26 protein-coding genes, 4 tRNA genes and 1 other annotated feature are annotated in these 25488 nt (G+C 48.2%); of the genes, 20 read left to right on the forward strand and 10 right to left on the reverse strand.

Annotated elements, in window-relative coordinates; genetic code table 11:
- Positions 1–83: 83 nt before the first annotated feature.
- The 5 genes from NC856_RS16665 to NC856_RS16685 form a co-directional block, all read right to left on the reverse strand.
- Positions 84–575 (reverse strand): YhfG family protein, encoded by a 492-nt coding sequence (locus NC856_RS16665; protein ID WP_264091578.1) that lies wholly within the window; start codon positions 573–575, stop codon positions 84–86.
- A gap of 206 nt (positions 576–781) precedes the next feature.
- Positions 782–1315 carry an outer membrane lipoprotein Blc gene (gene blc / locus NC856_RS16670; protein ID WP_264091579.1) on the reverse strand — a complete coding sequence of 178 codons (534 nt, stop codon included), beginning with the start codon at positions 1313–1315 and terminating at the stop codon, positions 782–784.
- A 371-nt stretch (positions 1316–1686) separates the two neighbouring features.
- Positions 1687–2508: an alpha/beta fold hydrolase gene (locus tag NC856_RS16675; protein WP_264091580.1), complete on the reverse strand. Its 822-nt coding sequence runs from the start codon at positions 2506–2508 to the stop codon at positions 1687–1689.
- 506 nt (positions 2509–3014) lie between these two features.
- On the reverse strand, positions 3015–3686 hold the full coding sequence (locus NC856_RS16680) for a MarC family NAAT transporter (protein WP_264091581.1): 672 nt from the start codon (positions 3684–3686) through the stop codon (positions 3015–3017).
- Between the two features lie 101 nt (positions 3687–3787).
- Positions 3788–4276, reverse strand: coding sequence for an SRPBCC family protein (locus tag NC856_RS16685; protein ID WP_264091582.1), 489 nt, complete (start codon positions 4274–4276; stop codon positions 3788–3790).
- Between the two features lie 309 nt (positions 4277–4585).
- Here NC856_RS16685 and pncC point away from each other — a divergent pair, with 309 nt between their 5' ends.
- The 13 genes from pncC (at position 4586) to luxS (ending at position 14656) form a co-directional block, all read left to right on the forward strand.
- Positions 4586–5074: a nicotinamide-nucleotide amidase gene (gene pncC, locus NC856_RS16690; protein WP_264091583.1), complete on the forward strand. Its 489-nt coding sequence runs from the start codon at positions 4586–4588 to the stop codon at positions 5072–5074.
- 110 nt (positions 5075–5184) lie between these two features.
- Entirely contained in the window at positions 5185–6255 is a 1071-nt protein-coding gene (gene recA, locus NC856_RS16695) for a recombinase RecA (RefSeq protein ID WP_264091584.1), read from the forward strand.
- A 47-nt stretch (positions 6256–6302) separates the two neighbouring features.
- Positions 6303–6791: a recombination regulator RecX gene (gene recX, locus NC856_RS16700; protein ID WP_264091585.1), complete on the forward strand. Its 489-nt coding sequence runs from the start codon at positions 6303–6305 to the stop codon at positions 6789–6791.
- A 136-nt stretch (positions 6792–6927) separates the two neighbouring features.
- Positions 6928–9555: an alanine--tRNA ligase gene (gene alaS / locus NC856_RS16705; protein WP_264091586.1), complete on the forward strand. Its 2628-nt coding sequence runs from the start codon at positions 6928–6930 to the stop codon at positions 9553–9555.
- A gap of 311 nt (positions 9556–9866) precedes the next feature.
- Positions 9867–10052, forward strand: coding sequence for a carbon storage regulator CsrA (gene csrA, locus NC856_RS16710; protein ID WP_113868615.1), 186 nt, complete (start codon positions 9867–9869; stop codon positions 10050–10052).
- 303 nt (positions 10053–10355) lie between these two features.
- A tRNA-Ser gene (locus tag NC856_RS16715) sits at positions 10356–10448 on the forward strand.
- A gap of 7 nt (positions 10449–10455) precedes the next feature.
- Positions 10456–10532 (forward strand) — tRNA-Arg (locus tag NC856_RS16720).
- 196 nt (positions 10533–10728) lie between these two features.
- Positions 10729–10805: transfer RNA gene (locus tag NC856_RS16725), tRNA-Arg, on the forward strand.
- Positions 10806–11019: 214 nt separating this feature from the next.
- Positions 11020–11096: transfer RNA gene (locus NC856_RS16730), tRNA-Arg, on the forward strand.
- 266 nt (positions 11097–11362) lie between these two features.
- On the forward strand, positions 11363–11929 hold the full coding sequence (yqaB, locus tag NC856_RS16735) for a fructose-1-phosphate/6-phosphogluconate phosphatase (RefSeq protein ID WP_264091587.1): 567 nt from the start codon (positions 11363–11365) through the stop codon (positions 11927–11929).
- Positions 11926–12354, forward strand: coding sequence for a YqaA family protein (locus tag NC856_RS16740; protein ID WP_264091588.1), 429 nt, complete (start codon positions 11926–11928; stop codon positions 12352–12354). Before yqaB ends, NC856_RS16740 begins: the two co-directional genes overlap by 4 nt.
- 78 nt (positions 12355–12432) lie before the next feature.
- Complete coding sequence (gshA, locus tag NC856_RS16745; RefSeq protein WP_264091589.1) at positions 12433–13986, forward strand: glutamate--cysteine ligase; 1554 nt, start codon at positions 12433–12435, stop codon at positions 13984–13986.
- Positions 13987–14140: 154 nt separating this feature from the next.
- Complete coding sequence (luxS, locus tag NC856_RS16750) at positions 14141–14656, forward strand: S-ribosylhomocysteine lyase (RefSeq protein ID WP_264091590.1); 516 nt, start codon at positions 14141–14143, stop codon at positions 14654–14656.
- Between the two features lie 73 nt (positions 14657–14729).
- On the opposite strand, the gene NC856_RS16755 is transcribed toward luxS, so the two are convergent.
- Positions 14730–15524, reverse strand: coding sequence for a cytochrome C assembly family protein (locus NC856_RS16755; RefSeq protein ID WP_264091591.1), 795 nt, complete (start codon positions 15522–15524; stop codon positions 14730–14732).
- 170 nt (positions 15525–15694) lie between these two features.
- On the opposite strand from NC856_RS16755, the gene ffh reads away from it, so the two are divergent.
- The 5 genes from ffh (at position 15695) to rplS (ending at position 19233) form a co-directional block, all read left to right on the forward strand.
- Entirely contained in the window at positions 15695–17056 is a 1362-nt protein-coding gene (gene ffh / locus NC856_RS16760; RefSeq protein WP_264091592.1) for a signal recognition particle protein, read from the forward strand.
- Positions 17057–17214: 158 nt separating this feature from the next.
- Positions 17215–17463: a 30S ribosomal protein S16 gene (rpsP, locus tag NC856_RS16765; protein WP_113868601.1), complete on the forward strand. Its 249-nt coding sequence runs from the start codon at positions 17215–17217 to the stop codon at positions 17461–17463.
- 18 nt (positions 17464–17481) lie between these two features.
- Positions 17482–18030 carry a ribosome maturation factor RimM gene (rimM, locus tag NC856_RS16770; RefSeq protein ID WP_264091593.1) on the forward strand — a complete coding sequence of 183 codons (549 nt, stop codon included), beginning with the start codon at positions 17482–17484 and terminating at the stop codon, positions 18028–18030.
- Positions 18031–18068: 38 nt separating this feature from the next.
- Positions 18069–18824, forward strand: coding sequence for a tRNA (guanosine(37)-N1)-methyltransferase TrmD (gene trmD, locus NC856_RS16775; protein ID WP_264091594.1), 756 nt, complete (start codon positions 18069–18071; stop codon positions 18822–18824).
- A 61-nt stretch (positions 18825–18885) separates the two neighbouring features.
- Entirely contained in the window at positions 18886–19233 is a 348-nt protein-coding gene (gene rplS, locus NC856_RS16780; protein ID WP_009111758.1) for a 50S ribosomal protein L19, read from the forward strand.
- An 89-nt stretch (positions 19234–19322) separates the two neighbouring features.
- Here the strand turns inward: rplS and NC856_RS16785 are convergent, their stop codons facing one another.
- The 3 genes from NC856_RS16785 to btsR form a co-directional block, all read right to left on the reverse strand.
- Positions 19323–20264, reverse strand: a complete 942-nt coding sequence (locus tag NC856_RS16785; protein WP_264091595.1) for an SAM-dependent methyltransferase — start codon at positions 20262–20264, stop codon at positions 19323–19325.
- Between the two features lie 161 nt (positions 20265–20425).
- Positions 20426–20770, reverse strand: coding sequence for a DUF2799 domain-containing protein (locus NC856_RS16790; RefSeq protein ID WP_264091596.1), 345 nt, complete (start codon positions 20768–20770; stop codon positions 20426–20428).
- Between the two features lie 47 nt (positions 20771–20817).
- The gene (gene btsR / locus NC856_RS16795) at positions 20818–21534 is read right to left on the reverse strand and encodes a two-component system response regulator BtsR (RefSeq protein WP_264091597.1); all 717 of its coding nucleotides are present in this window, start codon (positions 21532–21534) and stop codon (positions 20818–20820) included.
- Between the two features lie 212 nt (positions 21535–21746).
- On the opposite strand from btsR, the gene NC856_RS16800 reads away from it, so the two are divergent.
- Both NC856_RS16800 and tyrA read left to right on the forward strand, forming a co-directional pair.
- On the forward strand, positions 21747–22817 hold the full coding sequence (locus NC856_RS16800; protein WP_264091598.1) for a 3-deoxy-7-phosphoheptulonate synthase: 1071 nt from the start codon (positions 21747–21749) through the stop codon (positions 22815–22817).
- Between the two features lie 5 nt (positions 22818–22822).
- Complete coding sequence (gene tyrA, locus NC856_RS16805) at positions 22823–23944, forward strand: bifunctional chorismate mutase/prephenate dehydrogenase (protein ID WP_264091599.1); 1122 nt, start codon at positions 22823–22825, stop codon at positions 23942–23944.
- A gap of 65 nt (positions 23945–24009) precedes the next feature.
- On the opposite strand, the gene pheA is transcribed toward tyrA, so the two are convergent.
- Positions 24010–25167 carry a bifunctional chorismate mutase/prephenate dehydratase gene (pheA, locus tag NC856_RS16810; protein ID WP_264091600.1) on the reverse strand — a complete coding sequence of 386 codons (1158 nt, stop codon included), beginning with the start codon at positions 25165–25167 and terminating at the stop codon, positions 24010–24012.
- A gap of 85 nt (positions 25168–25252) precedes the next feature.
- Positions 25253–25379: a sequence feature (Phe leader region), on the reverse strand.
- Between the last annotated feature and the right edge of the window lie 109 nt (positions 25380–25488).

Raw genomic sequence — 25488 nt, forward strand, 5'->3', positions numbered from 1 at the left:
GTCCATCGTTTGCCTGTCTCCGTTGTTGGAGTGAACATATCAAAAACAGACAATTACACAATTTAAATTACAGTCTCTATTTATCAGACATAACCACTCGCCTTATACATGGCTATCAGATTTTTTCTCAGCGCTTCTCTTTCCTGCTTGTCAGCGGGAAGCGGCGTATCCTCAACGTTGAATCCTTCAAGACGCATACTGTCCCGATAGTTTTTGAGTTTCACCTGATTGTAGTAATCACGTTTTTCTTCCAGCGTCACCATGCGTGAGGATCGCGTTTTGTTTGGCAACGCTTTTGTCGTGATTTTACGATGTTGTTTGAATATCAACAGGTCGGTATTTTTCAATTTTTCAATCAGCCGCGCCCCGTCACCAAACACGCCCCATGACGAGATATGTAAGGCCTGTCGTTTGCCATTTTTTGCACGTGTAATGCCGATATCCATCGTTGACTGGAGCATGTTTAACACGTCCTGTACCTTTCTTTCAGAGATACCTGTAGCGTTTACGATAGCTTGCGTATTAGGGGAATCCTCTTGTACCAGAGCCGCGAGTACCGCCATTTCATATCGCATGTGCTTTCACCTTTAATCCGCATATATATGCGATAAAGAGTACCACAATTACAGCCTGGCAGTACCTTAGCCACATTGGTGATGAGTAACTCATCATCTAGTTACCCGCTATTCACCACTTAACTATTTAAAAAAAAGATAAAAAATGAAAGGTGGAGAGGGTAAACCGTTTTTCGTAAAATCTTTTTATTTGGTGAGATTGCCCTTTAATTAGCCTGCTGATTCACCCATACAAGTTTATCGACCGGGAAAGCAAGTTCTCTTGAGATGGATAAATAGCGCTGTTTTACATCGTTAGGGATCTCTGGTGTACGTGACAGGATCCACAAGTAGTCACGGTTTGGTCCGCTGACTAAGGCATATTGATAATTATCATCCAGCGCGATGACGTTGTAACCGCCATAGAATGGTCCGAAGAAGGAAACCTTCAGTGCCGCAGTCGTTGTGTCACCGGTAAAGTAGGCTTTCCCTTCGCTTGATTTCCACTGTTTCTTTACGGGATCATAGCCCTGATTCAGCACACTAAGGCCGCCATCGCCGCGCTTACCATAGGTGGCGCTCACTTGCTCCAGGCCACGTTCAAAACGGTTTTCCAGACGAGCGATTTCATACCACTTGCCCAGATAGCGTGCCGCATCAAACTGGGCGACAGGCGTTACGCCTTTCGGCGGTTTGGGAGACTTACAAGCCACTAATGCCAGTGATAAGGCAACGCCTGTCAGGGCTGACCATAATTTCATAAATACTCCTTTATTGTTTCCAATTGAACTTGCTTTTCAATGTATTCACTGTTATTTCAATGTAGTACAACCCGCTCCAATGTTTCATTGAACGCTGAAATATTCGTAAGAGTAAGATAAATAATTCGGTATGGAGCAGCCTACGAAGACATGTACTGAATAGCGGCATCGAGCGGGGGATGCTTACAGCCCCGAAACGGTAATCAGCTTACCCGTTGCATCCAGGAGAGTGGAGGGCGAAGCTGAACCCGAATGAAACTGGGGCGTGATGTAGTGACAAACGATAGCGAAAATCAGTGGCATAAATAAAAGCGGCTCACATGATTTCCGGCAAACAATAATGGAATCCGTTGTGTTTGCCGGGCATGAATTCAAAGGCTTTTCAGGAATGCCAGCAAATCCTGATTCAACTGGTCGGTATGAGTCACGGCAAAGCCGTGAGGCGCACCTTGGTAGATTTTCAATTGTGCTTGCTTGATCATGCTCGCCGAAAGCTTACCGCTGACTTCAAATGGAACAACCTGATCGGCATCGCCATGAATGACCAGCGTCGGAACATCGATCTTTGCCATGTCAGGGCGGAAATCTGTTTCGGAGAAGGCGGTAACGCAATCTATCGTGCCTTTGAGTGATGCCAGTAGCGCAATATTCAGCGTTTGAGTCAGCACGCCCTGTGATACGTCCGATCCTTTGTTCAGGCCATAGAACGGGGTGGAAAAGTCGCTGATAAACTGGGCGCGATCTTTACGTACCCCCTGCCTGATATCATCAAATACGCTTTTTTCCACGCCCTCAGGGTGATCATCCGTTTTGAGAAAAAACGGCGTAACGGAGCCAAGCAATACCAGACCATCAATATATTTTGTACCGTAGCGGGAGATGTAACGCGTCACATCACCGCCGCCCATTGAAAAGCCAACCAGTGTGATGTCCTTAAGGTGAAGATGATGGATTAGCTGGTTGATATCATCGGCGAAGGTATCGTAATTGTAGCCAGACCAAGGTTGGTCGGAGCGCCCAAAGCCACGGCGATCGAATGCAATGCTGCGATAACCCTGTTCAGCGAAATAATTGAGTTGGCTGTCCCACATATCCGCATCAAGAGGCCAGCCGTGGCTGAAGAGAATGGGTTTGCCCTCGCCCCAGTCTTTAAAATAAATCTCTGTACCGTCTTCTGTAATAAAAGTGCTCATCTCTTTCTCCTTATCAGCATAGTAGAATCTGTCGAATTTCAGATTCAATACTTAAGCCTTGGTGAGTGATCGAGATAAGGCAAGTTTTTGGCCGGTTATTTTATGGTGTTGCGATAATCATATTGATTTTACAGCTTATTTTTGCATGATACGCCTGCTGGTTTTAATCAGAATAATCAGTTAGGGAGGTGCCGAAAATAAAGTATTACCAATGTTGTTTTACATCCATCTTATTAACCTTACCTGACTATGACAATACTATACATTTTTCTTGTTATATTTCTTCCATCCCTTGTAATACCTCACATCCTTGTGAATGTTGTGTTAACCATCCCTGTCATTAGAATGACTTTTCCCGCCTTGCGCGGGATTTTTTTTGCCTGAATACTTGAAAGATGGCGAGAAAGCTAAGTGACTCCTGAGGCCGGTTTTACCCTTGCCAATATTAAATTTATTGTTGCGGCGCGATCATATAACCCAACCCGTCAATAACGCGCGACGTATGATTAGTGATAGGTTTGCACGATCTCCAACGTGCCATTAATAATGAACTGAACGCCCATGCAGACCAGCAGAAACCCCATCAGACGCGAGATCGCTTCGATGCCGCCTTTCCCTATCAGTTTTATAATCAGATGAGAACTTTTCAGCGTCAGCCACAGGAGCAAACTCACCAGCATAAAGGTCAGTATGGGGGAGACGGTTATCACCCACGGTGTGATATCAACACCGCTTTTGATTTGTGAGGCAGTACTGATGATAAGCGCGATGGTCCCAGGGCCGGCAGTGCTGGGCATTGCCAGGGGAACGAAGGCGATATTCACTGTATTGCTTATATGGCTGTTATTGATTTCATCCGTTTTGCTTTTGACTTCAGGGATAGGCTCTTTTTGTTGCGGGAAAAGCATACGAAAGCCGATAAACGCCACGATCAAACCACCGGCAATACGCAAACCGGGAATCGAAATACCGAAGGTATTCATGACTAACTGACCGCCATAGAATGCGACGGTCATAATGATAAAAACGTACAGCGAGGTCTGAAATATCTGTCGATTTTTCTCGTCTTGACTCATATCCGCAGACAAGCCGAGAAACACGGCGATGGTGGTAAGAGGGTTTGCGAGAGGTAAAATAAGGACTAAGCCAACGCCGATGGTTTGAATCAGTTCCAGCATTTAATCTCCTGTGGGCGATTGAAAACAATGTTGTGTAATAAATGTTGCGCAATAAATACAGCCATAAATAATACCAATTCCTCCCGGCGGACTTTCCCTTTTCAGGCTTCGTCGTTTTCAGCCAGGTTTTTGAAGCGCTGTAGGGTTTTTATCAGCATTTCCTTGGATAAAATATCGAACATTTGGCTGATTTTTTTTCCCAGTAAACCGCCGGGGGGATCGAAGCGGATCATCAATGTGACTTCGGTGCCCGTTCCCGATGGCGCGGGTTTGAACGACAACCGGCCTTCATTGGGAATACGCGCGCCTTCAAGCGAGCGCCAATGGATATACTCGCCGTTTTTTTCATCAACGATTCTGGCCTGCCATTCAATAAGGGCGCCAAACGGTGTATTAACGCGCCAGCGCGAATCTGTGTAATTGAGAATATCGATAGTAGCGAAATGATTCATCAGGACGGGCAGCGTTTCCGGTTTACGCCAGAGAGCAAATAACGTTTCGGCCGGGCGATCAATCGTGATGCTGCTGCGAATTTCATCTGAATCCTTTTCGCTTTTGATACCAAGGTTCTTCAGAAAAGAAGGGCGCACTGGAAATTCTCCCTGTGGTTTTTAGCCAGAAAAGACGTCTTGCAGGGCATTTTGACTGATATTGACGATGAAGCAAAGCCGGAAGATACATTGTCTATATGCCAGAGGCGGTTACCGGCCTGCTTAAACATGCCTGAGCGATTTCACCCGCCGAATTTATGTTCATTGGCGTGCGTTCCAGCAATGGCTTTCATGTTATGTAACATCATGCTCTCCTTGCGGTGCGCTTCGCATATCTGGTGACAAACCCGCTTTTATGAGGAAAAGTGTTACCCTTGTTTATTACCTCCTCATTAAGATGATATGGCAATGACGGAAACTGAGATTTCACGGTTAAGCGCTCTGGTTGGTGATCGCCTCAAGGCGCGTGGCGCAAAGGTAACCTGTGCGGAGTCCTGTACCGGCGGGTGGCTGGCGAAAGTGATCACTGATGTAGCTGGTAGCTCTGGCTGGTTTGATTATGGGTTTGTGACTTACAGTAATCAGGCCAAACAGGATTTGGTTCATGTGAATCAAAGCACGCTTTCCCAACATGGCGCGGTGAGCGCCGAGGTGGTTGAGGAAATGGCGGTGGGCGCGTTACGCGCCGCCGGAGCGGATTTCGCCGTGTCTGTGAGTGGTATTGCCGGTCCTGATGGTGGTTCTGCTGAAAAACCCGTCGGGACGGTCTGGTTTGGTTTCACTGATAAACAGGGCGTCACCTTTGCCCGCAAAATGTTATTCAGCGGAGACAGGAATGAGGTGCGCTTGCAGTCGGTACACTTTGTGCTACAAACGCTGTTGGATGAGTTTCTGTAAAAATAATCTTGATGCTGTATGTGTATACAGTATAATGCCAGCAATTATTCGGCAATCCATGATTAAGTGACCGCGTAGAGAATGCTTTACGCCGCATGACAGGAGTAGAAATGGCTATTGATGAGAACAAACAAAAGGCTCTGGCAGCAGCACTGGGTCAGATTGAAAAACAGTTTGGTAAAGGTTCTATCATGCGTTTGGGCGAAGACCGCTCAATGGATGTGGAAACAATTTCTACCGGTTCTCTGTCTCTGGATATCGCATTGGGCGCGGGTGGCTTGCCGATGGGCCGTATCGTCGAAATTTACGGCCCGGAATCATCAGGTAAAACTACGCTGACTTTGCAGGTTATTGCTGCGGCGCAGCGCGAAGGTAAAACGTGTGCGTTTATTGATGCCGAGCATGCGCTTGACCCGATTTACGCCAAAAAGCTTGGTGTCGATATCGATAACCTGCTGTGTTCTCAGCCGGATACCGGTGAGCAGGCATTGGAAATTTGTGACGCGCTGACGCGTTCTGGCGCGGTAGATGTCATCATTGTCGACTCCGTGGCCGCATTGACGCCTAAAGCGGAAATCGAAGGTGAAATCGGTGACTCACACATGGGCCTTGCCGCTCGAATGATGAGTCAGGCAATGCGGAAACTCGCGGGTAACCTGAAACAAGCTAATACGCTGTTGATTTTCATTAACCAGATTCGCATGAAAATTGGTGTCATGTTCGGCAACCCGGAAACCACGACAGGCGGTAATGCACTGAAGTTTTATGCTTCAGTCCGTCTGGATATTCGCCGTATTGGTTCGATCAAAGAGGGCGATGAAGTGGTGGGGAGTGAAACCCGTGTGAAAGTGGTTAAAAATAAAGTGGCCGCGCCTTTCAAACAGGCTGAATTCCAGATCCTGTATGGTGAAGGGATCAACATTTACGGCGAACTGATTGATTTGGGTGTTAAGCATAAGCTGGTTGAGAAAGCGGGTGCCTGGTACAGTTATAATGGTGAGAAGATCGGTCAGGGCAAGGCCAATGCCTGCAATTTCCTGAGAGAAAATTCAGCGATTGCTGCCGAATTGGATAAGAAGCTGCGTGAAATGCTGTTGCATAAAGGTAGTGAGCTTTCCCCTGCTGCGGCTGGTGAAGGTTATGATGAAGAAGTTGCGGGTGAAGGAAGCGAAGAATTTTAATGCCAGCGTGTATGCGGCGCGGCATAACGTTGTTTACGGGTTGGTGAATGAGTAAACCATTACGTTATGCGATAAACGTGCTTGCCGTACGCGATCATAGTGAAGTTGAAATACGCCGCAAGCTTGCGGCGTATTTACATAAATCAGCACCCGTTGAAGCCGATCCTGATGATATTGCCGGAAAGGATTCGCGCGAGGAAATCGAATCAGCCATTCATTATTGTACGGAGCATGGTTGGTTAGACGATGAGCGTTTTACCCGTCGCTATATCAGCAGTCGCAGCCGTAAGGGGTATGGCGCACAGCGTATCAGAGCGGAATTAAGCCAAAAAGGTATTGATAAAGAAACGATCAATGCGGCTTTTAATGCGTGTGATATTGACTGGTGTGAACTGGCGAAATCGGTGGCAGAACGAAAATTCGGGTATCCTCTGCCTGATGAATGGAAAGAAAAAGTAAAATTGCAGCGATATTTGCTATATCGTGGTTTCTTCCATGAAGAAATCCAATCTGTTTATACGAATTTTTCAGATTGATGCATACGGGATTTTACTTCCCATCGAAGAAAATTTATCTTATTCCCACTTTTTGTTCGTGAGTTGCACGGTAGCGTCAGCATGCTGCACTAACCTTGCCCGCGATCTGTTCTTTTAGTTTGATTTCAGGACAATTATGAGCAAGAGCACCGCTGAGATCCGTCAAGCGTTTCTCGATTTTTTCCACAGTAAGGGACACCAGGTTATTGATAGCAGTTCCCTGGTGCCGAATAACGATCCGACGCTGTTATTCACTAATGCGGGTATGAACCAGTTCAAAGACGTATTTCTGGGGCTGGATAAACGTAGCTATTTGAGAGCGACGACTTCACAGCGCTGCGTGCGAGCGGGCGGTAAACATAACGATTTGGAAAACGTTGGTTATACCGCGCGCCATCATACTTTTTTTGAAATGTTGGGTAATTTCAGCTTTGGTGATTATTTCAAACAGAACGCCATTCACTACGCATGGGAACTGCTGACCTCACCAGAGTGGTTTGGCCTGCCAAAAGAGAAATTGTGGGTAACGGTATACGCTACGGATGATGAAGCCTATGATATTTGGGCAAATGAAATCGGCATCCCTCATGAACGCATTATTCGTATTGGTGATAACAAGGGCGAACCCTATGCGTCGGATAATTTCTGGCAGATGGGTGAAACCGGTCCTTGCGGCCCATGTTCTGAAATTTTCTATGATCATGGTGAACATATCGCCGGCGGTCCGCCGGGCAGTCCTGACGAAGATGGCGATCGCTATATTGAAATCTGGAATCTGGTTTTCATGCAGTTCAACCGACAGGCGGATGGCGCCATGGTGCCGTTACCTAAACCGTCGGTTGATACCGGTATGGGGCTGGAGCGTGTTTCCGCTGTGTTGCAGCACGTTAATTCAAACTATGAGATCGACTTATTCAAGACGCTGATTGCCGCCGCTGCCAAAGCGGTCGGCACGACGGATCTGGACAATAAATCTCTGCGCGTGATTGCCGACCACATTCGCTCCTGTGCTTTCCTGATCGCCGACGGCGTGATGCCTTCCAATGAAAACCGTGGCTATGTTCTGCGTCGTATCATTCGCCGTGCTGTTCGCCACGGCAATATGCTGGGCGCGACGGAAACATTCTTCTACCAGTTGGTCGCGCCGTTAATTGATGTCATGGGGCCTGCGGCGACTGATCTGAAAAAGCATCAGACGATGGTTGAGCAAGCGCTCAAAACGGAAGAAGAGCAATTCGCCCGCACACTGGAGCGGGGGTTGTCATTGCTGGATGATGAAATCAAAAATCTGTCTGGCGACACGCTGGACGGCGAGACTGCGTTTAAACTCTACGATACGTATGGTTTCCCCATTGATTTAACGGCGGATGTATGTCGTGAACGTGGGTTGAAAGTGGATGAGAAGGGATTTGACCAGGCCATGGAAGCACAGCGCCAGCGTGCGCGCGAAGCCAGCGGTTTTGGTGTGGATTACAACAATCTTGTCCGTGTGGATGCAACCACACCATTCTGTGGTTATGAGCAGACTCGTCAGCAGTCCACGGTCATTGCGATCTATCATGATGGAAAATCGGTGGAGCAGATTGCGGCGGGCGAAGAGGCCGTTGTTATCCTTAATGAAACACCTTTCTATGGCGAGTCTGGCGGACAGGTTGGCGATAAAGGCGAATTAAAAGGCGTCGATATAAACTTTGTTGTGCAAGACACTCAGAAATATGGTCAGGCAATCGGTCATATCGGCAAGCTAACCCAAGGCTTTCTGCGTGTTAACGATAGCGTTGATGCTGTTGTTGATAGCGCGCGTCGCGACCGTATTCGCTTGAACCATTCAGCCACGCACTTGCTGCATGCCGCGTTGCGCCAGGTCTTGGGCGATCATGTCGCGCAGAAAGGCTCGTTGGTTAACGACAGCTATCTGCGCTTCGACTTTTCTCATACTGAAGCGATGAAACCACAGCAGGTTCGCCAGGTTGAAGATATCGTCAACGCACAGATTCGTCGTAATCTTGCGGTTCAAACTGACGTCATGGCGCTGGCCGATGCGAAAGAGAAGGGGGCAATGGCGCTTTTCGGCGAGAAGTATGACGACCAGGTTCGAGTGCTGACCATGGGTGATTTCTCTATCGAATTGTGTGGCGGTACGCACGCAACGCGTACCGGCGATATTGGTTTGTTCCAGATCGTTTCCGAATCGGGCACGGCTGCTGGTGTCCGTCGTATCGAAGCCGTGACCGGGGAAAACGCCTTATCCGCATTGCATCGCCAAAGCGATGTTTTGCAGGACATGGCGCAACTTCTGAAAGGTGATAGCAACAATCTGATCGATAAGCTCCGCTCTGTACTTGAGCGTACCCGCTCACTGGAAAAAGAACTTCAACAACTGAAAGCTCAACAGGCTGCGCAGGAAAGTTCTTCTCTTTCAGGTAAAGCGAAGGAAATCAACGGTACGAAACTGTTAGTCACCCAGTTGGATAATGTGGAAGCCAAGCTGCTTCGTACTATGGTGGATGACCTGAAAAACCAGTTAGGGTCAGCTATCATTGTGTTGGCAACAACGGCTGAAGGTAAAGTCAGCCTGATTTCCGGGGTGACGAAGGATCTGACTGATCGGGTGAAAGCCGGCGAGTTAATTGGATTTGTTGCCCAGCAGGTCGGTGGTAAAGGCGGTGGTCGTCCAGATATGGCACAGGCTGGCGGGACGGATGCGGCGGCATTGCCTGTCGCATTAGCGAGTGTTGAATCCTGGGTCGCTGACAAGCTGTAAATCAATATTTTTTTGTTGTCTAACAAACGCCATGGCTGAATGAATGGGTTATGGCGTTTTTGTCTTGCGGGAAAGGTATCCGGCAAGCAAGACGCTTTGAAAACCCCCGAATCTGGGTATGCTCAAGTGTCTTGTGGCGATAACAAAGGCACAAGCTACTTATTATCGACTAAACTAAAAAGTAGCGACAAACCGAGAGTGTGATGGTGGCCGTTATACCATCGTCTAGGTTTACGTTTTCACGACATATGATGGATAATGACGGGGAGACAGAGAGACCCGACTCTTTATAATCTTTCAAGGAGCAAAGAATGCTTATTTTGACTCGTCGAGTTGGCGAAACCCTCATGATTGGCGATGAGGTAACGGTTACCGTGCTAGGGGTAAAAGGTAACCAGGTGCGCATTGGTGTTAATGCGCCTAAAGAGGTTTCTGTCCACCGAGAAGAGATCTATCAACGAATTCAGGCAGAGAAGTCTCAGCCGAGCTCGTATTGATTGGCAATGCGTCTCGCTGAAGCGAGGCGCTATTGTTGTTTCCCGTATTTCCCTTCGGATGTTTATCGACACGTTCTTGCCGCCCGCCCGCGTTATCGTTTTCCTTTGCCGGATAACCATCTGTTTTTCTGTTGATAAAGTGCGCTTTTTGTTGCGGATTCATTCGTCTTGGATGCGAATTGCGCAAACAAACATAAGTTGGGAAAAATTGTTTGACTTATAAGTCCGGGAAAGTAATATGTGCGCCACGCAGTACCGGCGAGCACTGATAAGAAGTTTTAGCAGTGACTACAGGTAATGTATGGTGAGGTGGCCGAGAGGCTGAAGGCGCTCCCCTGCTAAGGGAGTATGCGGTCAAAAGCTGCATCGAGGGTTCGAATCCCTCCCTCACCGCCATTTTATTGCATCCGTAGCTCAGCTGGATAGAGTACTCGGCTACGAACCGAGCGGTCGGAGGTTCGAATCCTCCCGGATGCACCATACTGAGTATGGTTGTGGTTATCATCTTGAACTGGCATATGATTCAGTAACATCAGTCAGGTCAAGGGAGGGTAATGCGCAGCGGCGGCCCTCAGGTCGCGGCTAAAGCTAAGTTATTCTCCCGGATGCACAATTTGAATGGCAGATTGTTTTAGTAGTGACAAGCAAACACTACAGTGGATAAAGAATTATTAATGCATCCGTAGCTCAGCTGGATAGAGTACTCGGCTACGAACCGAGCGGTCGGAGGTTCGAATCCTCCCGGATGCACCATATTTAGTATGGTCATAATTATCATCTTGAACTGACATAGGGTGAATTAATGCCAGTCTGTTCAAGGGAGGATAACGCTGCGTAGCAGCGGCCCACAGGGGCGAGGCTAAGGCCGAGTCATCCTCCCGGATGCACCATTCCAGAATATCCCAATCAGTTTTATAACAAGTTATTCGCTTACTTTAATCAGGCGAAATAATTTGTGCGTCATTATGCATCCGTAGCTCAGCTGGATAGAGTACTCGGCTACGAACCGAGCGGTCGGAGGTTCGAATCCTCCCGGATGCACCACATATTTAGTTAATTCTCCCTTGTTAATCCATATCTCACTTAAGACACGTTGCCTGCGACGTTATCGCGCTGCGTTTTTAAGGATAAAAAGCACTATCCTATGACGTGTTGTGCGTTGGATGGCGTGCGCAGATAAGGCCAGCTTAGATATCCGATGCCGCCATAACAGTAATAATGGCCTGATTATTATATGGTTATTGAGTGAGCGACAACGTTTTGACTTTGCGATAAAGTAGGCCCTCTTTTCCAATGAGCATGGAGTCATGATGTACGATCGTTATCAAGGGCTGATCTTTGATATGGACGGCACCATACTCGATACAGAACCGACACACCATAAGGCATGGGACCAGGTGTTGGCGAAGTACGAAATGAAATATGATGCGGCGGTAATGACCGCATTGAATGGATCACCTACCTGGCGTATCGCCCAGTTTATTATTGAACGCCATCAGGCGAATATCGATCCGTATCAACTGGCCGACGAAAAAACGGCGGTAGCGGAAGCCATGTTGATGGATACGGTAAAACCGCTGCCGTTGATTGACGTCGTCAAGCATTATCATCGACGCCGCCCTATGGCTGTTGGAACAGGTAGTACCCATCGCATGGCCGACAAGCTTTTAAAACATCTTGGGTTGTACGACTATTTTGATGTCATTGTTGGTGCTGACGATGTCGTCAACCATAAGCCTTTCCCTGATACTTTCTTACGCTGTGCAGAGCTTATCGCTATTGCGCCAGAACACTGTGTGGTGTTTGAAGATGCCGATTATGGTATTGAGGCGGCTAAGCGTGCGAAGATGGCGGTGGTTGATGTCCGTAAACTGTGACTGAGTTCTGGGCTTTATTCTCTCTTTTTTGGAGCAGTTTGCTGAGTGCGACACTATTGCCCGGTAGTTCGGAAGTGTTGCTTGTTACGCTCTTGGTTTCTGACAGCGCCAGTCCCATTTTGCTGATTATTGTGGCAACAGTGGGAAATACTCTGGGAGGGGTAACAAATATTTTTATCGGGCGCTTATTACCTAAGCCCAAACAGCAGCGGGGACATACGATAGCAATACGCTGGTTACAGCGTTATGGTTCCGCTGCGCTATTATTTAGCTGGGTTCCGGTAGTTGGCGATTTATTGTGCGTGTTGGCGGGTTGGTTACGTATGCCTTGGATACGTGCAGCCGTTTTCATCGGTATCGGGAAAGCGTTGCGCTATATCGTCCTGACAGGGATAACCTTACAAGGTATTGCATGGTGGCATTAGCTGGCTGATGAGGTCTGCGAGTGGCGCCGCGTTTCAATTATGCTTACAAACATTACATTTTAACAACGGGAGGTCGATTTGATCCCGGACATATCAAAAGCGCTTTCCTGGCTGGAAAAACATCCACATGCGGTGAATGGCATCCAGCGTGGCATTGAGCGTGAAACTTTGCGCGTATTGGCGAATGGACATCTCGCCATGACCGGTCATCCTGAACAGTTAGGTTCAGCATTAACGCATTCGTGGATTACAACGGATTTTGCTGAGGCATTGCTGGAGTTTATTACGCCGGTTGATAAAGATATCGACCACATGCTGACGTTTTTACGTGATATTCACCGCCACGTTGCTCGTAATCTGGGTGATGAGCGGATGTGGCCTTTAAGCATGCCATGCTTTATTGCCGCAGAGCAGGATATTGAGTTGGCGCAATACGGATCATCCAACATTGGGCGTTTTAAAACGCTTTATCGGGAAGGATTGAAGAATCGCTATGGTGCGCTGATGCAGACAATTTCTGGCGTGCATTATAATTTTTCGTTGCCGCTGTCATTTTGGCAGGCCAGAGCGGGCATCAGCGATATTGAAAGTGGCAAGGCCGAGATTTCAGCCGGTTATTTTCGCTTGATTCGTAATTACTATCGATTCGGTTGGATCATTCCTTATCTGTTTGGCGCTTCTCCTGCTATTTGTTCGTCTTTCCTGCAAGGGCGTGAAACATCGTTGCCATTTGAGCGCACCGATAAAGGCATGTGTTATCTGCCGTATGCCACGTCATTGCGGTTGAGCGATTTGGGCTACACCAATAAATCGCAAAGCAATCTTGGCATTACGTTTAATGATCTGGATACCTATGTCGCCGCACTAAAACGCGCCATAAAAACGCCTTCTGAAGAGTATGCTCAGGTAGGTGTAAAGAAAGATGCTCGATATCTACAGTTGAATACCAATGTATTGCAGATTGAAAATGAACTCTATGCACCAATCAGGCCGAAACGTGTGACCCGCGCCGGGGAGACGCCTTCCGACGCCTTGCTGCGTGGCGGGATAGAATACATTGAGGTGAGAGCGCTCGATATTAATCCTTTCTCACCGACCGGCGTCAGCGCCAGTCAGGTGCGATTCCTTGATTTGTTCCTGATTTGGTGTGCTCTGGCGGATGCGCCGGAAATGAGTGCTGATGAGTTGGCTTGTAATCGTAAAAACTGGAACCGCGTGATACTGGAAGGCCGTAAACCAGGGCAGACTATCGGTATGGGTTGCGATGCCGCACAACGGCCTATTGCTGAAGTTGGAAAAGCGTTGTTTGCCGATTTGCGTCGTGTTGCGGAAGTGCTGGATGACGGAAATACACAGCCTTACTATCAGCAGGTTTGTGATGAACTGGTAACAGGCTTTGATGATCCAGAAAGCACGTTCTCTGGGCGATTACTTGATCTGATGAAGAAAGAAGGTAGCGGCGGCGTGGGCCTTCATCTTGCGGATGAATACCGTAATATACTGATTAGTGAACCATTGCAAATCTTGACGGAAGAACAGTTGCAAGTGGAGTGTGAGCGTTCCTGGCTTCGTCAGCGGCAGATTGAAGCAGAAGATACCTTAAGCTTTGACGCGTATCTCGCTGCACAATAAAAAGAAAAGGCCACAGTAAATGTGGCCAAACAAACATCTCTAATTAGGGATGATGATAATAAATGCGCGTCTTTCAGTAATTCAGACCAGCATGAAAAAGAAAAGTTTCCCGGAAACGAGAAAAAATGAAATTTCTCTATGAGGAGGTGAGGTTATGCCGTTACTAGATAGTTTTACTGTAGATCATACCCGGATGTCAGCGCCGGCTGTACGGGTTGCCAAGACCATGAAAACCCCTCATGGCGATACCATCACGGTCTTTGACCTGCGTTTCTGCCGTCCTAATATTGAAGTGATGCCGGAGCGCGGAATTCATACACTGGAGCATCTGTTTGCTGGCTTCATGCGCGACCACCTGAATGGCGACGGCGTCGAGATCATCGATATTTCCCCGATGGGATGCCGTACCGGTTTCTATATGAGCCTGATTGGTACGCCGGCAGAGCAACGTGTTGCCGATGCCTGGAAAGCGGCAATGGCCGATGTGCTGAAAGTAACTGATCAGCGAAAGATCCCAGAACTGAATGAATATCAGTGCGGAACCTATGAAATGCATTCTCTGACGGAAGCTCAGGAAATCGCACAGCATATTCTGGACCATGATATAGGCATCAACCAGAACGACGATTTGGCGCTGCCGAAAGATAAACTGGCAGAATTGCACATCTAGTGATATCAGATTCAGCATGCCAAAATAAAAAGAGAGCCGGAAGTTGGCTCTCTTTTTATTTTGGGGTAAGAGTTCAAGCCGCAACGAAATGCTGTATGACTCTGCTGCCGAAGTAGGAAAGGGTTAACAATAGCGCTCCCAGCAGGCTGAACCAGACCACGCGTCGTCCACGCCAACCTTCATGATAATGTCCCCAGAGCAGCAGGATATAGATGAACCAGGCAAATAAAGAAAACACGGCTTTATGCAGATTTTCTTTGTTGCCGATCACGTCATCCATGTAGAACAATCCCGTACAAAGCGTCAGTGTCAACAGAATGACGCCGACCTGCGTAATATGGAACATTTTCCGCTCGATGCTCATTAATGGCGGCATATCGGCGGCAAATCCCAGCTTTTTATTTTTTAACAGATAATCCAGCCAGGCGAGTTGTAACGCGTAAAGCGCGGCAATTAGCAAGGTGGCGTAAGAAAACAGCGCCAGGCTAATGTGGAACATCAGCCCCGGCGTCTCTTCCAGATGCGTTATGAACTCTCCCGGCATAAAGCTGGCAAAAGCCAGATTGATTAATGCGAACGTATAAACGATCGGGAGCAAAAACCATCCGCGGTTGCGTGAGGCAACAATGGTCATCACGGTACATATAATCAGGCTGACAAGAGAGGCAATGTTTAACAAACTGAGATTTTGACCAGCCTGAACATCAAAAATGCGTTGATAAAGCGCCACTGCATGACAGATAAGCGCAACGCTGGCCGAAAGTATCGCCAGCCGACGATATGCACTGTTCTGGCGTAGCAGACTGGGAATGATCAGTCCGAGGCTGAGTGTGTAGGCGGCCAGCGCCACAATAGCGAAAACAGACATACAAGTAGGTTATTGAACATCAACTAAGTAAAATGAAGAATCAGTATAGCGTTAGTCTCACTGGGGACCAACTGTTCTCCGTTCGAGCCGCTGAGATCGTCGGCGCTTTCGTGTTATAATCTGGCTATTCGCGTCGCGGCTTGCGGCTTGTCATTCGTTGAGCATGAGATATGTTTGAAAATTTAACCGATCGACTATCGCGCACATTGCGCAATATCAGCGGCCGTGGGCGGTTGACTGAAGACAATATTAAAGAAACGCTGCGTGAAGTTCGCATGGCGTTGCTGGAAGCCGACGTCGCTTTACCGGTTGTTCGCGATTTTATTAATCGCGTCAAAGAACGCGCGGTAGGGCATGAGGTCAACAAGAGCCTGACGCCAGGTCAAGAGTTCGTCAAAATCGTCAAAAATGAGCTCGTCAATGCGATGGGCGAGAGCAATGAGGCGTTGGATCTTGCGGCGCAGCCGCCTGCCGTGGTGCTGATGGCCGGTTTGCAGGGCGCAGGTAAAACCACCAGCGTCGGTAAACTGGGTAAATTCCTCAAAGAAAAACAGAAGAAAAAGGTGCTGGTTGTTTCTGCGGACGTTTATCGTCCTGCGGCCATCAGGCAGTTGGAAACGCTGGCTGAATCGATTGGCGTCGATTTTTTCCCATCAACGGCACAGGAAAAGCCGATTGATATTGTGAGTCGTGCGTTACAGCATGCCAAACTGAAATTCTATGATGTGCTATTAGTCGATACCGCAGGGCGTCTCCATGTTGATGACGCCATGATGGACGAGATCAAACAGGTTCATGCGGCGATCAATCCGGTGGAAACACTGTTTGTTGTCGATGCCATGACTGGTCAGGATGCGGCGAACACGGCGAAAGCGTTTAATGAAGCATTGCCATTAACTGGCGTGGTACTGACCAAAGTTGACGGCGATGCACGCGGCGGCGCCGCGTTGTCGATCCGCCATATTACCGGCAAGCCGATCAAATTCCTGGGAGTTGGCGAAAAAACCGAGGCATTGGAACCTTTTTATCCTGAACGTATCGCCTCCCGTATTCTCGGCATGGGAGATATGCTTTCCCTGATCGAGGATATCGAAAGCAAGGTTGATCGTAGCCAGGCAGAAAAGTTGGCGCAAAAGCTGAAGAAAGGCGACGGTTTTGATCTGACCGATTTTCTTGACCAACTCAAGCAGATGCGCAATATGGGCGGTATGGCCAGTATGATGAGCAAAATGCCAGGAATGGGGCAATTGCCTGATAACGTCAAATCTCAGATGGATGATAAAGTGCTGGTCCGTATGGAAGCGATTATCAACTCGATGACACGTCAGGAGCGGGCCAAGCCGGAAATTATCAAAGGTTCCCGGAAACGTCGTATTGCGATGGGATCGGGGATGCAGGTTCAGGACGTCAACCGCCTGCTCAAGCAGTTTGATGATATGCAGCGTATGATGAAGAAAATGAAAAGCGGTGGTCTGGCTAAGATGATGCGCGGTATGAAAGGCATGATGCCGCCGGGATTCCCGGGGCGTTAATGGCGGAAATCCAACGGTGAATACCAGGTATCGCCAGCTTTTTACGCTTTAGATTGCTTTCTGCGCCAAAATGAGTAAAATTTTGGGGCTTTTTATATGACACACTGGGCCCCGTTCCTCGATGGGGCCCGGTTGTTTTATTAACTAAAGAGGATGTTATGGTAACAATTCGTTTGGCACGTGGCGGCGCGAAAAAACGCCCGTTCTATCAAGTCGTCGTGACCGATAGCCGCAATGCGCGCGATGGTCGCTTCATTGAACGCGTAGGCTTCTTCAACCCGATCGCAACAGGTCAGGCAGAAGCTCTGCGTTTGGATCTGGACCGTATCGAGCATTGGATTGGTCTGGGTGCAACAGTGTCTGATCGCGTATCTTCGCTGATCAAAGACGCTAAAAAAGCAGCATAATCTGTTGCGGTGGTGGCAATGAGCAAGCAACTTAGTCCGAAAGCGCCCGTTAATCCCATTGTATTGGGAAAATTGGGATCGACTTATGGCATCCGTGGTTGGCTCAGAGTATTTTCATCCACCGAAGATGCCGAAAGCATTTTTGATTATCAACCTTGGTTTATCCAGGCAAAAAGTGGTTGGCAGCTTATCGAGATCGAAAGCTGGAAACATCACAATCAGGATCTAATCATCAAGATTGATGGTGTTGACGATCGTGAGTCGGCCAATCTGCTGACTAATTGCGACATTGTCGTAGATTCGACGCAATTGCCTGCCTTGGATGAAGGTGATTATTATTGGAAGGATCTTATTGGCTGTCAGGTCGTGACCTCAACGGGTTATCAACTGGGTAAAGTCATCGATATGATGGAAACTGGTTCAAACGACGTGATGGTAATAAAGGCTAACCTGAAAGATGCATTCGGGGTCAAGGAGCGGTTGGTTCCGTTCCTCACTGAACAGGTTGTCAAGCATGTTGACCTTTCTGCTCAAACGATTGAAGTAGATTGGGATCCTGGTTTTTGAACTCTGATCTGACCAGTAGTACTAAGTGGAACGAGACAATGTGGATTGGGGTTATCAGCCTGTTTCCAGAGATGTTCCGCGCAATTACTGATTACGGAGTCACTGGCCGGGCAGTTAAAAATGGCCTGCTGAGCGTACAGTACTGGAGTCCGCGGGACTTCGCTTACGATCGGCATCGCACCGTGGACGATCGGCCTTATGGCGGCGGTCCCGGAATGCTGATGATGGTGCAGCCTTTACGGGATGCGATCCACGCAGCAAAAGCAGCGGCAGGCGAAGGTGCCAGAGTGATTTATTTATCACCTCAGGGCCGTAAATTAGATCAGCAAGGCGTGCGTCAACTCGCCACCAATCAGAAAATGATTCTGGTTTGTGGACGGTACGAGGGAATTGATGAGCGCGTAATTAAAACCGAAATTGATGAAGAATGGTCAATCGGTGATTACGTACTCAGCGGTGGAGAACTACCGGCAATGGCGCTGATTGATTCGGTTGCCCGTTTTATACCGGGTGTGCTGGGTCATCAGGCATCGGCAGAAGAAGATTCTTTTGCGGATGGGTTGCTGGATTGTCCACATTTTACTCGTCCTGAAGTGTTGGCTGGCATGGATGTTCCGGCAGTGTTGTTGTCAGGAAATCATGCCGAGATTCGTCGCTGGCGTTTGAAGCAGTCGCTGGGCCGAACCTGGCTTAGAAGACCTGAACTTCTGAAAAGCCTAGCTCTGACTGACGAGCAAGCAACGTTGCTGGCTGAATTCCAAAGTGAATATCAGGCCGGGCAACATGAGTATTAGGTGGTCGTCCTGGTGCGCCAGACGAACCCAAATATCAGTTTACCTAGGGTAGAGACATATTATGAGCAACATTATTAAGCAAATTGAACAAGAGCAGATGAAGCAGGACGTACCTGCATTTCGTCCGGGTGATACCGTAGAAGTGAAGGTATGGGTTGTTGAAGGCAGCAAAAAACGTCTGCAGGCATTCGAGGGCGTGGTTATCGCTATTCGTAACCGCGGTCTGCATTCTGCATTCACTGTTCGTAAGATTTCTAACGGCGAAGGCGTAGAACGTGTTTTCCAAACACATTCTCCTGTCGTTGACAGCATCGCTGTCAAACGTCGTGGCGCCGTCCGTAAAGCCAAACTGTACTACCTGCGTGAACGCACTGGTAAGTCTGCCCGTATCAAAGAGCGTCTTAACTAATAGCGCGCTTTCGCAACATCCGAAAGTGGTTAGTTATCAAGGGTTCGCCAGTGGCGAACCCTTTTTCATTGATGGATTAACCGGTGGGGTTAGTCGGGCTTGCGGGCAATGATGGTTGGAAACATTCGCATACGATCGTCGATAAACTGAATATCGCTGAATCCCGCCTTTTCCAACTGGGTTCGAGTTTGTTCATATGTGCGAAATGCTGTCCACTTGGCATTAAGAATGCGTGAGAAAAGCAGGTGCTGAAAAGCAAGCATAGCTGGGTCGGCATCTCTCCAGGGCGAATCGGGAGACAGCAGCGGTGGGGGAGTCATAAAGCTGCTTACCAGTACCCCACCCGGTTTCAGGCCAGTAAAAAATGCGCGGTATAATGCGGTAACACGCTCATCATCTGGTTCGTATATGTTAAGGCCATTACTGGTTAACACATCGACACCGGTTCCCAGATCGAGCGACCAGGCATCATGGCAGTGAAGAGACAGGTGTTTTTCCAGACCTTGTTGCTGCGCCAGTTTATATGCGCCTTCCAGCGCCTGACGATCCAGATCGACGCCAATCAGCGTCACATCCTGATGATTGCTGTAGTCAAGCAGCAATAAGTCACCCATAAATCCACAAGGAACCGAGGCCATGACAATACCGTTGGACACCCGCTCTTGTAACTGTTGCTGAAAAATGCCAAATCGTTCGCGGGTTGCCAGTGCGCTTGGCAACTGTTCATAAAGCAACGCTTCAAGTTGGCCAGAGAATTGCGTGCCGGGGGCATTGTTGCGGTGAGTTACCAGATGATGTGTCCAATAAGCATTTAATCCGCGATGTTTCAGTAGAAAGCGCCCCAGTTCAAAGGTTGCAAGCTCTTCCAGTATGGCAATCTGCTGTTCTATCGTGGCGCCGGGGAGCGGATCTGATTGACGAATCCGCTCCTGTTCCGCTGCCAGCAGGCTATCGAGATTATCATCGGATATCTCATGCTGATGAGAATGAGAAAGCAGAGCTGAGGAAGAAGGTTGGCCTGGTTCGGACATATTACTACTCCATTAGTAAGGTGTGATTTTTCGACATGGTTTCATGCCGGTATGGTGATATCGCTAATCTGCTGCTGAATTTTATCACTAAATTCTTACAGGTCTAAGTAGCGGCAGCCCGTACTATTGAGTTGGGGGATAAACGTTAAACTACGGTGATTTTACCCCATGTTTTGCTGCCATTGTTTGCGTAACTGCTCGGCATTCGTGACGCCATCGCAACTGGCCGGGAAATTCTTGCCTGATTTTCCCCACGCTGTCATGTTGGCGGGACGGCAGAAGACCGTCTGTCCTGCGCTATAGCCGCGCAAATAGGCGTCACGATCGATCTCAGGGTTGCCAAACCACTCTTGCAGAGTGTCGTTGTCTTTCACCACCCGGCCAGATATGGCGTCTTTGTAGCCAACATCGTACCAAAAGCTTGCCTCCCCTCGGGATAAAGAAGGCAGAGGACTTTGACAACCGGCCATAAAAAGAATTACAGCTAAAAAGTAACTGTATTTCATAATGAAACCTTTTGTGAGTAGCAATCTCAAACCAAAAAACGTTTATTTTAAGCGATACCTAATTTTTCTTTTAATAGCTTCAAATAACGGCGACTGACCGGAATATGTTTGCCCGTATGGGTGAGGACTTCTGCCGCCCCGTTTTCCATCAATTGGATTTCTTTCAGAAGCTCGGTGTTCACCATATATTTGCGGTGACACCGCACAAAAGTCGTTTTTTCTTCCAGCGTCTTAAGGGAAAGTTGAGTGTAACCAGATTGACTTACGCCAACAACATGTACGCCGCTTAGCTCAGAACTGAAGTATTCGACCTCATCGACTTTGAGCAAAAAAATTCGGTTATGTCCGGTGCAAGGAATATGGCGAAGATAGGGTTCGGCGATAGATTGTACATTTTTATTTACGCTTGTGCCGCGACGTAACCTATTCAGGGTCTTGGCAAGACGTTGGGCATCAAGAGGCTTTAGCAAATAATCGAACGCATGTTCTTCGAAAGCACGAACCGCGTATTCATCATAAGCGGTTACAAACACGACATAAGGCATGTTTTCTGGGTCCAGCATAGCGACCAATTCCAGCCCACTGATTTTGGGCATCTGTATGTCCAGAAAGACCACATCAGGTTGCAGGCGATGAATAGCCGGTATCGCTTCAAGTGCATTACTGCATTGAGCGATAATCGTGATATCAGGTTCGTTTTCCAGCAGCAAAGACAATTCTTCACGCGCTAACTGTTCGTCGTCAATGATTATGGCTTTTAACATCGTCCTCCCCCTTGTTGCCACGATTCTATCATTATTCATACATGTAATTGGCATGGATGAATGGAGAAGTGAGAATTAATACAAACTCTATTGCGGTAATTTTAAATTTACAGATGTGTATTGAATTATTTACGGTTCATGCTATGGTGTACACATCATGTGTGGATCGTATTCGCACTTACAGACATACAGAACTTGTCAGGAATATAAAAATGCAAAAAGACTCACTCAATAACATCAATATCAGTGAAGAGCAGGTACTGATTACCCCAGAGCAGTTAAAAGCCAAATTTCCGCTAAATGATGATGAACAACAGGTGATTTCCCAGGCGCGTAAAACCATTGCAGATATTATTCATGGCCGTGATGAGCGTCTGCTGATTGTCTGCGGACCTTGTTCTATTCATGATACTGACGCCGCGCTGGAATATGCCCGTCGTTTGCAAGCGCTTGCTGCCGAATTGAGTGACCAATTGTACATTGTCATGCGGGTCTATTTTGAGAAGCCACGTACTACTGTCGGCTGGAAGGGACTGATTAACGATCCCTACATGGATGGCTCATTCGAGGTGGAAGCAGGTTTGCATATCGCCCGTGAATTACTGCTTGAACTGGTAAAAATGGGTTTGCCGCTGGCGACTGAAGCGCTGGATCCGAATAGTCCTCAATATCTGGGGGATTTGTTCAGTTGGTCTGCGATTGGCGCGCGCACCACTGAATCGCAAACGCATCGTGAAATGGCCTCTGGTTTGTCAATGCCGGTTGGTTTTAAAAATGGCACCGACGGCAGTCTGGGAACAGCGATCAACGCGATGAGAGCCGCCGCCATGCCCCACCGTTTTATGGGGATTAACCAGACCGGACAGGTTTGTCTGTTACAAACTCAAGGCAATGCCGATGGGCATGTGATTCTGCGTGGCGGTAAAAAGCCGAACTACAGCGCGCAAGATGTCGCCGAGTGTGAAAAACAGATGCGGGAAGCGGGACTGAAACCTGCCCTGATGATAGATTGTAGTCATGGCAATTCCAATAAAGACTACCGTCGCCAACCTCTGGTGGTGGAATCCGCAATTGAACAGATTAAAGCGGGAAATCGTTCCATTATTGGCTTAATGCTTGAGAGCCACCTCAATGAAGGTAGCCAGTCCTCAGAGCAGCCGCGTTCCGACATGCGTTATGGCGTGTCCGTAACGGATGCCTGCATCAGTTGGGAAAGGACAGAAGCACTGCTGCGCTCAGTACACCACGAGCTTGGCGCACGAGTAAAACATTCAGGAGAGTAACGGATATGGTGGCTGAACTGACCGCATTACGTGATCGGATAGACGAGGTAGATAAAGATCTGTTGGCGCTGTTATCACGTCGGTTGCGTTTAGTGGCGGAAGTCGGTGAAGTAAAAAGTCGGTATGGTTTGCCGATTTATGTCCCTGACCGTGAGGCGGCGATGTTCAGTTCGCGTCGTAAAGAGGCTGAGTTATTGGGTGTTCCGCCTGATCTGATTGAGGATATATTGCGTCGGGTGATGCGCGAATCTTATTCCAGTGAAAACGATAAGGGATTTAAAACGTTATGCCCATCACTACGCCCAGTGGTCATCATCGGCGGTCGTGGGCAGATGGGTAAGATGTTTGAGAAAATGCTGATCTTATCAGGATATCAGGTCAGAATTTTGGAACAGGACGACTGGCCTCAGGCGGAAAGTTTGTTGTCTGATGCGGGCATGGTGATTGTCAGTGTCCCGATTCATGTTACTGAACAGGTGATCGCTCGTCTGCCTAAGCTGCCGGATGATTGTATTCTTGTTGATCTGGCATCGGTAAAAAACGGGCCGTTGCAAGCTATGCTGGCTGTGCATCAAGGGCCGGTACTTGGGTTACACCCGATGTTTGGCCCGGATAATGGTAGTCTGGCCAAGCAGGTCGTAGTCTATTGCGATGGTCGTCAGCCGGAAGCTTATCAGTGGCTGTTGGAACAGATTCAGGTGTGGGGCGCCCGTTTACATCGCATTAGCGCGGTGGAGCACGATCAGAACATGATGTTTATCCAGGCGCTGCGCCACTTCGCAACATTTGCGTATGGCCTGCATCTGGCGGAAGAGAATGTCGAGTTGGACCAATTGCTGGCGCTTTCATCCCCGATCTATCGTCTGGAATTGATTATGGTTGGACGTTTGTTCGCTCAGGATCCGCAGTTGTACGCGGATATTATTATGTCTTCCGAGAATAATCTGGCGCTGATTAAACGATATTACAAACGCTTCGGTGAAGCGATAGCATTATTGGAGCGTGGTGATAAAGCCGAGTTCATCCGCAGTTTTGAGAGGGTCGAGCATTGGTTTGGTGACTACGCAAAACGATTCCAGTCTGAAAGTCGGACATTATTACGTCAGGCTAATGATATTCGTCAGTAAACACTTTTAAGTACGTTTATACCACCGAGATGCCATCCTGTCGTTTATCAGGATGGCATTTTTTATTAGGCCGGGTCGACAGGGATCACGTTCTCACTGGGGTAGCAACCCAGGACTTTCAGTGAGCGGGTAATAGACATTAATTCTTTCAAAGCCTTCTGCATCGACGCGCTGCGGAGATTGGCCTGCACATCAATATAGAACATCTCTTCCCAGGGATTACCGTTAATCGGACGCGACTCCAGTTTGCTCATCACGATACCGTGGTCGCGCAGCACCAGCAGTGCTTCAACCAGCGCACCGGATTGCTGACCTGTCGCCATGATCAGCGTAGTCTTGGCGGGAACTTGTTCGGAGACTTCAATCGGCTTGCGGGCAAGAACAATAAAACGGGTAATATTTTGCGTTTGATTTGCCAGATTATGTTCCAGTGCCTGTAATTGGTAGAGCAAGCCGCCAGCTTCGCTACCGAGAGCGGCGGCGTGCGGTGAGTTGAGCGTTGCCACTTTTTCCATTGCGGCAGCGGTACTTTCACAGTACTCGATTTTCCAGTGAGGAAAGCGGTTGATAAAGTGACTGCATTGCTGAAATGGCTGAGGATGACTATAAACGGTTTCGATTTGCTCTAGACTGGTTTTGGTCGCCACTAAAACACAGTGGTCAATGGGGTTAGTTAACTCACCGACAATCGATAGCCCAGTATGTTGCAACAGGTCATAAATATCATTAATAGATCCCGAACTGGTATTTTCGATCGGCAGCACAGCGTAGTCGGCCTGACCGGTTTCCACCATATTGAAAATGTCCTGGAATTTATGACAGCCGCATTCGATAGGTTGTTCAAAATGCCGGGCGGCATATTGACGCGCCGCCAGATGCGAGTAGGAGCCCTTGGGACCAAGGAACGCGATACGGGCTGAGCGGGATGTCGTCTGGTTGAGATGGTGCTGCAAGAGCGCCTGTTGCGTCAGAACCGAGTCTTCAATAATCAACTGGAACAAGCGGGTGATATAGTGACCATCAATATTATGTTTTTTCCCGGCTGTGGTCAGTGTATCGAGTAAATCACGTTCGCGCTCTTTATCACGGATTGGGCGATTAGAATGCAGTTTACTGCGAGCAACGTCGAGCGCCAACTCACGCCTTTGGGCCAATAACTCAATCAGTTTCAGGTCGAGTTCGCTGATGCGCTCGCGGAGTACCAGTAGTGGATTATCGGTCATGATGTATGTGTTCTCTGTTCGTATAAAAAACTGCCTGGAGCGTTTTTAACGTCGTTTGCGACTGCCCGCAGGGAGCGTTCGCCATAAAAAAAAAGCCTCCTGCTATCAGGAGGCTTTTTGTTCGTCTTCGTATTCCTGGTCGTGTGACGAATCGCCTCCCAAATCAGGGGAAGGTGAAAAAGAATACGAAGAAAAACGGTGAATAGGTCATGTTGATCCGGTATGAAATGGAGTTACGTAAAAAACAATAACAGATAAGTTAACGGTTGGCTTTTCATCCTGTCAATACAAAAACGCGCCATCAGGCGCGTTAAGTAAGCG

This window comes from Brenneria izbisi, from assembly GCF_025840185.1.
Taxonomy (GTDB): domain Bacteria; phylum Pseudomonadota; class Gammaproteobacteria; order Enterobacterales; family Enterobacteriaceae; genus Brenneria; species Brenneria izbisi.